This is a genomic window from Citroniella saccharovorans, from assembly GCF_035481615.1.
Taxonomy (GTDB): domain Bacteria; phylum Bacillota; class Clostridia; order Tissierellales; family Peptoniphilaceae; genus Citroniella; species Citroniella saccharovorans.
Map to the genome: position 1 here is coordinate 1,130,737 of NZ_JAYKOT010000003.1, position 11,569 is coordinate 1,142,305.

Here is an 11,569-nt window from a genome sequence, read left to right on the forward strand (position 1 = left end):
ACTTACCTCTTATATCCACAAATAGAGCAGAACTTATCGTCAGCTTCCATTCTATTTCCACATTTTTCGCATACAACTTGTTCTTTAAAAAATTTATCCAAATTTAAACCACAGTTAGAGCAAAAATTAGAATCACTATCAAATGAGTAGCCGCAGTTAGGACAGCTGCAGTCTTCTCTTTTAATTGCTTCTTTATATTCAGGAGAATTTTTTTCAATTTCTATTATGCTTTCAGAAATCTTATCAAATTCTTTTCCTAGGCTTTTATGATCAAGATAGTATCTGTGTGCAAGTTTACCTATTTCAAAATATTTTTCAACTAATTTATCCATGTTTTTCTCCTATTTTTTGTAAGTTTCTTTAAAATCTTCTACTAATTTTTTGAAAACATCTAAAGCAAGTCTCAAATTATCTTTATTAGCTATATCACATCCAGCACTTCTTAATTGATCTAGAGGGTAATTGTTTGATCCATCCTTTAAGAAGTTAAGATAGTTTTCAAGTCCATTTTCATTTAAAATTTTATGAGAAAGAATTTCTGCGCTGGTAAATCCTGTTGCATATTTATAAACATAAAAATTAGAATAAAAATGAGGTATTCTTGCCCACTCAAGTTTTATATATTCATCTGACACAACGCCATCACCAAAGTATTTTTTATTTAAATCATAGTAAATTTCATTTAGTTTATCTACTGTTAAAGACTCACCATTTTCTACAGTTTCATGGGTAATCTTTTCGAACTCAGCGAACATTGTTTGTCTAAAAACTGTTGATTTAAAACTATCTATATAGTGATCCATAAGATATAATTTTTCATTCTTATCTTTAGCATTTTTAAGAAGGTGCTTTAGCATCAAAAGTTCATTTGTAGTTGATGCAACCTCAGCTACGAATATACTATATTCTGAGTAAATTCTATCATTATTTTTTCTTGAGAAATAGGAATGCATGGAGTGTCCAAGCTCATGAGCAGTTGTAAATAGAGAATCTAAGTCATCGGTATAATTTAAAAGAATAAAAGGATCTGAGTCATAATCTCCCCATGAATATGCTCCATTTTTCTTGCCATCTTTTGGATACACATCTATCCAATTATTTTCAAGCCCATGATTTAATATTTCTATATATTCATCCCCAAGAGGTTTTAGGGCAGTTTTTATAGTTTCCTTAGCTTCATCAAACGGAATTTTTTTTGCAAATTCACTTACAGTTGGTAGGTAGACATCATACATGTGTTCCTTAAACCCAAAAATCTCATTTCTAAAATTATAATATTCATGTAGATATGGAAGGTACTCATGAACAATATCTATAAGATTATCATAAACTTCTAAACTAACATTATCTTTGTATAGCTCCATAGATCTAGCAGAATCATAGCCTCTTAACTTAGCTTCTGTTACTAGTTTATTTACGTTATTATACATTAAACTTGCAAAAGTATTATCAACAAAGTCCATAGTCTTATAATATGAATTAAATGCCTCTTCCCTTACTTTTCTATCTGGATCTTTTAAAAGTGAGATATAATTTGCATTTGTAAGCCTAATATTTTCTTTAGATCTAATCCTAGGAAACATCATATCTGCATTTGTTAGGAAATAATAAGCACTTTGAGGAGCATTTAGGGACTGACTAAAAGAAGAAATTACCTTTTCAGCCTCCATTGAAAGTGTATATTCCTTAAATCTAAAAATTTTATCTAAATGTCTCTTGTAATGCTCTAAGCCATTATCTTTAATTAACTTAACATACTCATTTTCTTCAAGACTAAGTAAGTCTGGCTCAAAAAAAGCGAGCTTACCAGAAATATCTGCTTCTAGAGATTCTATTAATAGGGCATCCTGTTGTGATTTAGTGATTTTAGTATTTTCATCTTGTTTCATATGAGAATATGTGTATAATTTACTCAAAAGTCCCATTATCTCATCTATTCCTATAACAATTTCTTTAAAATTCGCTCTAAAATCGTCCTTTATTGTCTCAATTTTATCTGCAAGTTTTTTAACTTTTTCAACATCCTCAATAAATTCAACGTTACTTTTATATATTTTACTTAAATCCCATGAATATTTATCCATTTATTCTTCCCATCCTTTCAATATGTTTTTGTGCACTATCTAGAAATATTTTCATTACTTCTATTCTAGCATACTTTTTATCGTTTGTAGGGATAAAATTCCACTTTGTATTTTTTTTAGAAGTATAATTAAGCATATCATTATAGGCTAAAGCATACTCGTCCCATTTTTCTCTATTTCTCCAATCCTCATCAGTAATCTTATACCTCTTATTAGGGTCATTTTCCCTATCTTTAAATCTACTTAATTGAGTATCCTTATCTATACTTAAAAAATACTTAATAATTAGAAAGTCATTATCATAAAGATATTTTTCAGTTCTGTTAATTTCATCATAGGCATCCTTCCACCTATCCTCACTAGCAAATCCTTCTATTCTTTCTACTAAAATTCTGCCATACCATGATCTATCAAAGACAATCATTTTTCCCTTTTCAGAAAGCACATCCCAAAATCTTTTCATATAGTGGTAATTATACTCATAATCTGTTGGCTTAGAAATAGGCACAACCCTATAAAGCCTTGGGTCAAAATTTCTTACAAGCCTTTGAATTGCTCCGCCCTTTCCAGCAGCATCAACTCCTTCAAATATAAGTATAGAAGGTATTTTTTTAATGTATAACTCATACATTGTTTCATGTAACTTATTTGAAAGATTATCCTTTTCTTCTTTATACTCTTTTTCACTTAAAAATTTAGAATAATCTGCTCCATCAAAATAATCTATATAATTTTTTTTATCTATATTTTCTTCTTTAAAATTATTTTCTTTAATTAAAATATTAGGACTTTTACTTTTCAATAATTTTTCTAATGCCTTATTGGACCTAGCTATGATTTCTTTAGCTGCATTTTTTTTATCTTCAGCATCCACTATCGTCCAGTTTGCAAAGTCAAAATTTGTTTTTTCAAGTATTTTATCATAATAATCAAAATATTTTTTAAAATTATCTATTTGATCTAAATCTCTTTGGCTTATTAAAGCTCTCTTGTAGCTATCTAGGTAATCCTTAATTCTCTTCTTTTGTTCATCCTCTGAAATATTAAGGAAAAACTTAAGGATTATAGTAGAATCTTTAACTAAATCTTTCTCAAAATTATATATAATATCAAGTTGATTTTTTATAAAATCGCCACTCACATTAAACTTTCTCATAAGATTATAGTAATAAGACTTATCAAAAATACTAATTTCTCCTTTGCCTGGAATATTAGCCCAATATCTATAAAGGGCTGGATATATTTTTTCAGAAGTCTTTCTTTCCAGATATTCATTAACCTTTACATATTTATGGTTGACATCATTTACAAGTTCACTAATTACATAGCCTTTTCCAGAAGCTTCAAATCCCTCTATAAGTATAAGAACCTTACATCCATTTAGATTTATTTTTCTTTGTAAAATTCCAAATTCTTTTCTTAGGTCTTTTAGTTTCAAATCATCATATTTTGAATTTTTACCTAGTTCAAATTCCTTAAGCATAAAGTTCTCCCCCTTAATTAAATTATACCCGAAAGCTATATATATTTAAAGTTAAGGTAAAAATAATATAGAATATTAGAGTAAAATTATGTAAAAAAGTCCCAGCTATTTGCTGGGACTTTTAAAATAACTATCTTACTGAAACTGTTCCCTTTATTGTTCTTACAATATTTAGTACTTCGTCAGTTGAATTAAAGTAACTTACGTTAGAAACATTTCCGTCCTTATCTAAATATAATAGGCATGGAACATAATTTGAACCGATAATATTAGATAATCCTCTTGCATTTACATAGAAATATGATTGCATTTCACTTAGTCCAAGTCTTTGAAGAATATTAATAACCTCACTTTGACTAGATGTTGTCATTGCTTCAATCATATTAAATTCAGATTTATCCATTCCTTTTAAACTTCTCCATGAAGCTTGGCAAGCTCCACAAGTTGGATAACCCATAGCTATAACTGTTGGTCTCTTACCATCTGTAATGTCAGAGATAGTATAAGATCCACCATTAACTGATGTTAATTGGAAATTATTAACATTTGTAGAGTAAGCGTTTCTTAATTTTGATCCAAGGTCATTATTTAATATATGATTAAACTCGCCTCTATTATATCTATCATTGTAGCTTAATTTGTTTAGAGGTGTAGGATCTGGGTTAGGGTTAGGGTTTGGATCTGGATTAGGATCTGGATTAGGATTTGGGTTAGGATTTGGGTTAGGAGCATCTTTAGCTCTTACTTCAAATGAAGTTGTAGTAGTTGCCTTATCATAATCTGATCCAGTATAGCTTGTTATAATTTTGTATTCACCAAGTGTAGCTTCAACATGAGTTGGAATATTAACTATAGCGATTCCGTTATAATTTATAACTCTAGAGAATTTGAACTCTCTTCCAACTGGATTTTTAACTATTATATCAATTGGTGCATTATAAGCAGCTTGTCCCTTATAGTTTGTAGCCTTAACTTCTAAGTTAACACTTTCCCCTTGTTTAACAACTCCAGGTTCAACCTTGCTTGTTAAATTTAAAGCTCTTTCATTTACTACATTATCTTCTTTAAAAGTCTTATCAAAATAAGCCTTAAGACCAGCAGCATCTTGTTCCTTACTAATATTAACAAGTCTACCTTGTTCATCTAATAGAACTGTATTTGGAGTAGTTAAGAAGTCTAATCTTGAACCCCAAATTGTATCAACTGCATCGTAGAAAATATGTGGTTTTAAATTTTCAATATTTAGATCCTTTAAAACTCTTTCAGCAAAGTCTATTGTAGTTTTTACATCTTCTTCTACAGAAGTAACAACTTCAATAAAGTTGTATCCATCATGTGATAATGGAGCCATAGCTTTCCACATTTCTACACAAGCTCCGCATCCTGGATAACCAAATACTAAAACAGTTTTCTTGTTTGGATCAACTAAATCTTTAAGTTGAACTGTTTTTTGATTTCTATCTTTTACAAAATATTTAAGAATATTTCTACCATAATTTTGTTCAAGTGATTCATATTCAAAATCAGTTTTTGCTAAGTGATCAAAATCTCCCCTAGCTTTTCTATCTTGGTAAGACATTAAATTTTCTTTTTCCTTTAAACCTACTTCAAAGAAAGTGAATCCATTTCCGCTAACATAATTTGTGTGGTTACCTTTTGCTTCAGCATAGTATTTTCCACTTGGTGCATTTTGAGGAAGAGTAAATGTTATTTCTTTATTTCCATAATCATTCATCTTAACTGTTTCAGTATAGATTTCTTTTTTGTTTGAATCATATACCTTTACCACAGCTTCTCCCTTACGAATTCCATTATGGTCTAAGTCTTCTATATTAACATTAATTGTTACAGCTTCTCCTGATTTATAAGAAGTTTTATTTGTTGCTAGATTAACATCTAATGTTTTATCATATTCAGGGAAAATTGATGGTCTATTTTCTCTTAACCACTTAGTCATTCCACCATTCATATAATAAAGTTTACCAAATCCAAGTTCTTTTAATCTTTCAGCTGAAGCCTTTGATCTAACTTGGGTACGGCAATATAATAGATATGTCTTATCTTTGTCTAAAGTTTTTAGGAAATCCTCAAAGTCTTTTTTGTAGAAGTCATGATGAACAGCACCATCAATATGTGATTCCATATATTCAGCGTCTGTACGAACATCTAGAAGTACAAAATCCTTGTTATCCTTATTGTCTTTAATCATTTTTTGTGCTTCTTCTGTTTCAATCATTGTTAAGAAGCCTTCATCAGCTGGTTTAGATTCTTTAACTATAAATGAAATACTAGAATCTTTACTTACAAAGCCATTTTTCTTTACGCTTACATTTACAGTATATCTTCCATCTACTAATTCTTTTGCTAAAGCATAAACAGCTTGTCCATTTGCTGAAGTAGTCATAGTTTTTCTTTCTACTTCTCTAGAATTTTGGTCTAAAACTACAAATGTAGCTTCTGCACCTGAAATAGCCTGACCTTTTACTGATTTAGAAATTAAAGTAAGTTTAGGGTTTTCACCTACTGAATATTCTTCCTTATCCTTAGTAAGTTCAAGAACCATTTCCTCTTCTTTAACTTCGCCAAATTGAATTTGGTAAGTTTCTTTTACTTTTCCATAATAGTAGGAATTTGCTTCAATTGTTATAGTATAAATACCTTCAGCCATGCTTGCATCAGGTCTAATATATAGTGAAGATTTTCCATAGTAGTTTGTACTTTTATTTAAGCTAGTTTTAAATCCTTCTGGTCCTTCAACTAAAATGTTTAAGTTAGCATTTGAAATATTTCTATTATAAAGATCTGTAAGCTTGATATCTATATTAGCTCTTTCTTTTGCTGCATAAACTTTTTTACGTGAAGTTATTGATAAATTCATATTCTTAACTTCTTCTTTTTTGATTACCTCATAAGTTGTCTTTGAAACCCCTGTTGGATAACCATTCTTGCTAGCAGTCACAACTACTTCATAAGTTCCTGTTTCATCATTTGTACTAGGAATGAAGTTAATATATGTTTGTCCATAATATCCAGAAGAAATATTTTCAGTATAAACTTTTCCATCTGGAGTTTTAGTTTCAATTTTTATATTTGCGTTAGATAGTCTACTATTTGAATAACTTGTTCTAATATCATATCTAATAGCTTCGCCTTGAATAACGCTATCTTTAGCAGTAGATAGCTCAACAGCTATTTTTTCTGCAACTTCTTTTTTTACAGTAAGTTTAAGTTCTTTTGTATCAGAATTATAGCTATCTCCGCTCGCTTCAACTAATACTTTATATTCACCAGCACCATTTAATTTATCTGTGTTAATAGTAAATTCAGCTTTACCATAAGCATTTGTATAAGCTGAGTCGCTTAGTATATTACCATTGCTACCAGAAACTGTATACTTAACATTTGCGTCCTTCATATTCCAGCCATTAATATTCTTAACGATTGTACTAAGAACTACTGATTCTCCTGCTGAAATATTTGTTTTTGAAAGAGAAGCAGTTAGATATAGGTCTCTGTTATTTTTAACTGTAAGAGTAAACTCTTTAGAATCAGACTTATATCCATCTCCACTTGCTTCAACTAAAACTTTATAATTTCCGCCTTCTTTCAAATTAGTTCCTGGTATATTAAAGCTTATTTGACCAGATTGATTTGTATATCCATTAGCATTAAATGTTCTACCACTTGGTGTAGTTATTTGGTAGCTAACTGTTGCATATCTCATGTTCCAGCCATTAATGTTTTTAACTATAGCAGAAATAGAAATACTGTCTCCAGGGTTAATACTTGTTTTAGATAGTGAGGCTGTTAAAAATAGTTGTTTTTCATCTGAAGGGTTAGATGAGTCAGTAACTGTAACATTGAGTTTAGCTGAAATATTTGAGCCATCTGTTGATCTTACAGTTATAACAGCATTACCTTTTCTTAATCCAGAAACTAAACCATTTTGGTCAACTTTTGCAACATAACTATTTGAAGAAACATATTCAATATTTCTAGATTGAGAGTTTGGAGTTACATTTGCATTTATTTGGTAAGTATTACCTTGAACTAAAGTAACGCTAGTTCTATCAAGTGAAATATTTGTTATTTTTTGATCATCTGGATTTGGGTTTGGATCTGGATTTGGATTTGGATCTGGATCAGGAATTACTCCTGTATAAGGTTTTGTCATAGCCTTTAAGCATACATTAGTATTTGCATTTCTATATGCTAAGTCTGTCCAGTTGTATCCATCGTAAGATATATAAGATTGTCCTTGAGCGGCAGTAGCTCTAGAAGTGAAACCCCATTGTCTACTTTCTACAGGAATTGGGTAGTTATATCCAGGTGTAGTAATTTTAACTATAGGTGCAAACATTGCTCCTCTAGGAATAACTTGTCCTTTAAAAGTAACTGTTTGGTAACCAGCAAAAGTTGAAGTACCTTTTGCTACTAAAACTCTATTGTTAAATCCGCTATTTTGTCCAATATTTGTATTTACATAAACTTCGTAGGAAGCATTGTTGGAAGGTACAAAAAATCCTACTTCAGAAATTACACTATCTCTATTAACAGGTCCAAATACATTTGAAAAATAACCTGTTTGACCATTACCTATACTATTAGTCATTCCAAGTGGGTCATGGTACCATACAGATTTGCTATTGTCCTTTGATTTTAATACAAATATAGTATTGTTCCTAGCAATAAATCTATCATAGTAAGATACATAGTAGTATCCTCCCATTCTTCCCCAGTTAGTTCCCCATGAGTTTTTTACAATCCATGCTCCATCTCCTGGAGGTGTGATTCCAAAATTGTATCTGCTGAAATTGTCATCCCAACCTACAATTGTTACCGCATGGTTTGCATAACCATATCCAGGATTATAAAGACCCATAGTATTAAAATTAGTATAAGCATCATTTCCACAAACTGTAGTATAAGAAGCACCATATCTCATAATATTTTCTTTTAAAATATCACGATCTCTATTATTGTTAACATCTGGGATGTAAATTGCTTCTTTTAATTCCTTAACTGGTCTTAAACCACTAGGTGATCTGAAATCGTATGGAGAATAAGGCTCGTCTCTTTCATCAATTGGACCGCTAAATCTAGATAGATAAGCTGCAGCTATATCTCTATTTCCTCCTTGGTCTGGAGCATAGTCAAAGCCATGAGTGTTTCTTAAATTCTTTTCAGAAAAGTCTCTAAGTTCATTTGGAAGAAGCACAGACTCTGCTGATCCATAAGTTGCAAAAGCCCAACATGATCCATTCGGACCTTGATCCTTCATAGGACTAACTCTATTATGTTCTCTAAGGTCAAATCTAGCAGGAATTCCAGGAGCTCCCACTCTACCAAAAGGATCTGGCTTGTCGTTTTCTTCGTAAAGTAAATCATAATTTGTGTTGATATAGGCTGTAGCTTCTTTTAGCCCAAATCTTTTGTCAGTAATTCTTGAAGACCTAACTGCTTTAAAAGCAGGATTAATAGGTGCTTTATCAATCTCTAAATTTTTAGTTATTTCATTTGCTGGAAGCTGTACTTTTTGACTAGCAAAAGCTGTAGCAGAAAATAAAGAAGTAACTAAGAGAATTGATAATAATGTTTTCTTAAATCTCATACATTTTCTCCTTTCAAAAATATATTTAATAATCTCGCTCGCTTCTTTCCCCCTCCTGAAAAAAAGCTATAGACCAACAAAATAAAATTCCTCGCACTTATATTAGTCTATACTTATTTTATACCATAAATGTCCAAATATTACAATAGAATTTATTAAAATATTTTTTTCGTTTTACCTTTTCATAATAAATTATTTATTCTGTTAATTATTATCAATTAGTAATCTTATTTATGTAAAAATACAAGAAAAGATTGTTGATTTTGGGGGTTTTAAGAATTAATTTTTATAGGCTCAAAAACTCATTTAAAAATTTATAATTACAAGGGCTAAATTCAATTTAGATAAAAATAAGTGAATTTAGATAAATTATTAGTAAATTTTATCAAAAATAAAAAACCTGGATAATTTATCCAGGTTTAACATCTTTTGAATTTTTATTTTTTATACTAATCTATCATAAGAATTATTATTTTGTTCTTCTCCTACATCAGCTCTAGAGTTTACACTTTCAAGAAGTGATTCCTTAAGTTTATTTTCAAGTTCCCTAAGCTGTGCTTCAGCTTGAATCCTCTTTTGTCTACCTTCTTTTTGAATTTGAATTGTCTCGCTAATTGTAGATATAAGGTCTTCATTTACCTTCTTAAGTGTTTCTATCTCAACAATTCCCTTTTCACTTTCCTTAGCAACTCCAATAGTATTGGATTTTATAAGCTCACTATTTTTCATAAGTAGTTTATTTGTAGTTTCTGATACTTGAGACTGCATTTTTAATGCCTCTTGCTGCTTATTTAGTCCAACTGCTATTACCATTTGTGATTTCCACAGAGGGATGGTATTTAAAATTGCTGTTTGAATTTTATCTACTAGAAGCTTATCATTATTTTGAATTAGTTTTATTTGAGGAGCAGTTTGAATAGCTAAGGTTTTACTAAGCTTAAGATCATATAATTTTTTTTCAAAACGATTAAGGCTCTCTTCAAAATCATTTACTAGCTGTGCATTCATTGGTTCTCCAGAGTCTATAGCTTCTTGTCTTAATCTTGGAAGCTCATTTTCCCTAGTTTCTTTTAATTTTTCTTCCCCTGCAACTATATAGAGCTGAAGTTCATTAAAATAATCCAAATTTTTCTCATAGAGAGAGTCGAACATAGATATATCTTTTAAAAGTCCAATTCTTGCACTGTCTAGCTTTCCTTCAATCTTATCTATTTGAACTTCAACAATATCATACTTACCCATAAGTTTATCGATTGATCTTTGAATATCCTTGACAAAAGGAATATTATCTAAAAATCCTTTTTTTTCACCAATGTTTTCAATATCTAAGGAACTAACCTTCTCCATAAGGTCAGTCATTAATTCGCCGACTTCCCCTGTATCCTTAGTTCTGATATTGTTTAAAATTGTATCAGAAAATGTAGAAAGATTTTTTTGTGCGGCTACACCATAAGTTGTAGAAACTTCAGAGTCAAGAAGATTTATATTGGTTTTAAGTGAATTTATTTTATTTCTATCTTCTTCAGAAATCGTCTCTACCTTTTTATTTATTTCCTCTACTTCTTCAACTTGCTTACTTTCTTCAATTTCAGTTTGCAGCTTCTTTTTTCTCAAAGCGTCAAGTGTAATCTCATTTTGATTCATATAAATCTCCTTTCAGATGTTATTATAATTTTTCTTTTTTTAGTGATTCTAAAACTTTAATATCAGATTCAATATCTAAAAATTCGTTTTGAAATAGGCTTTCTAAAAAGTTTTTGAGTATAACATCTAAAGACTTTAAAGCTTTAATAGTATTATCTCTAGCTTCTAATTTTTTTGTATCAGAAATGTTTTTATCTAAAAACATCTGATAAGTCCTGCTTACCTTGCTCGCAGTTTCTAAATGGTGATCAAAAAATTTTCTTGACCTATTAATCTTATTTGGATTGTCTTTTAAGTGATTGAAAATACTGTAGGAAGTTTGGAAAACATCCTTTAGAAGAGATTTTACTTCTAAATCTTTTGTCTTAATATAAACTTTATTTATTGTGTTTAAGTCTTCATAAGCCTTATTCATAAGCGCCAATTCATCAGAGTCTTTAAACATTTGTTTAAAGCTTTCTATTTCTTCTAATTCTTTCTTTTTCATCTCATCTATTCTTTTATTTTCCTCTAGCATTTTTTTCTTCTGATCCATCTTAATCATCGTACTCTTAGCTTTTTGATATGCTAAAAAAGATAAAATCATACTTAAGAAAAAATTTATATCTAAACCAGCACTTAAAACAAACATGCAAATAAAGCCGATTAAAATTGGAAATAACTCTTTAGCCTTCATACAATCTCCTCCTAGCTATATATTAACACAAAAACATATATTTTAGAAGACTTATATTAAAATAAATATAT

General features: G+C 29.9%; 6 protein-coding genes. All 6 read right to left on the reverse strand.

Annotated features, from left to right (window positions below; translation table 11 throughout):
* Positions 1-2: 2 nt before the first annotated feature.
* The 6 genes from VLK81_RS08040 to VLK81_RS08065 all read right to left on the reverse strand — a co-directional run bounded on the left by VLK81_RS08040 (position 3) and on the right by VLK81_RS08065 (position 11,498).
* Positions 3-332 carry a zinc ribbon domain-containing protein gene (locus VLK81_RS08040; protein ID WP_324620111.1) on the reverse strand — a complete coding sequence of 110 codons (330 nt, stop codon included), beginning with the start codon at positions 330-332 and terminating at the stop codon, positions 3-5.
* Between the two features lie 9 nt (positions 333-341).
* Positions 342-2,084 carry an oligoendopeptidase F gene (gene pepF, locus VLK81_RS08045; RefSeq protein WP_324620112.1) on the reverse strand — a complete coding sequence of 581 codons (1,743 nt, stop codon included), beginning with the start codon at positions 2,082-2,084 and terminating at the stop codon, positions 342-344.
* Positions 2,077-3,567 (reverse strand): hypothetical protein, encoded by a 1,491-nt coding sequence (locus tag VLK81_RS08050; protein WP_324620113.1) that lies wholly within the window; start codon positions 3,565-3,567, stop codon positions 2,077-2,079. Before VLK81_RS08050 ends, pepF begins: the two co-directional genes overlap by 8 nt.
* 130 nt (positions 3,568-3,697) lie before the next feature.
* Positions 3,698-9,178 carry a lectin like domain-containing protein gene (locus VLK81_RS08055; RefSeq protein ID WP_324620114.1) on the reverse strand — a complete coding sequence of 1,827 codons (5,481 nt, stop codon included), beginning with the start codon at positions 9,176-9,178 and terminating at the stop codon, positions 3,698-3,700.
* Positions 9,179-9,622: 444 nt separating this feature from the next.
* Positions 9,623-10,822 carry a toxic anion resistance protein gene (locus tag VLK81_RS08060; protein WP_324620115.1) on the reverse strand — a complete coding sequence of 400 codons (1,200 nt, stop codon included), beginning with the start codon at positions 10,820-10,822 and terminating at the stop codon, positions 9,623-9,625.
* 22 nt (positions 10,823-10,844) lie between these two features.
* Positions 10,845-11,498: a 5-bromo-4-chloroindolyl phosphate hydrolysis family protein gene (locus VLK81_RS08065; protein WP_324620116.1), complete on the reverse strand. Its 654-nt coding sequence runs from the start codon at positions 11,496-11,498 to the stop codon at positions 10,845-10,847.
* Positions 11,499-11,569 lie beyond the last annotated feature (71 nt).

Bases quoted from the DNA above. Each gene is read 5' to 3' on its own strand.
- VLK81_RS08040 (WP_324620111.1), bottom strand. From the start codon at position 332: ATGGATAAATTAGTTGAAAAATATTTTGAAATAGGTAAACTTGCACAC.
- pepF (WP_324620112.1), bottom strand. From the start codon at position 2,084: ATGGATAAATATTCATGGGATTTAAGTAAAATATATAAAAGTAACGTT.
- VLK81_RS08055 (WP_324620114.1), bottom strand. From the start codon at position 9,178: ATGAGATTTAAGAAAACATTATTATCAATTCTCTTAGTTACTTCTTTA.
- VLK81_RS08050 (WP_324620113.1), bottom strand. From the start codon at position 3,567: ATGCTTAAGGAATTTGAACTAGGTAAAAATTCAAAATATGATGATTTG.
- VLK81_RS08065 (WP_324620116.1), bottom strand. From the start codon at position 11,498: ATGAAGGCTAAAGAGTTATTTCCAATTTTAATCGGCTTTATTTGCATG.
- VLK81_RS08060 (WP_324620115.1), bottom strand. From the start codon at position 10,822: ATGAATCAAAATGAGATTACACTTGACGCTTTGAGAAAAAAGAAGCTG.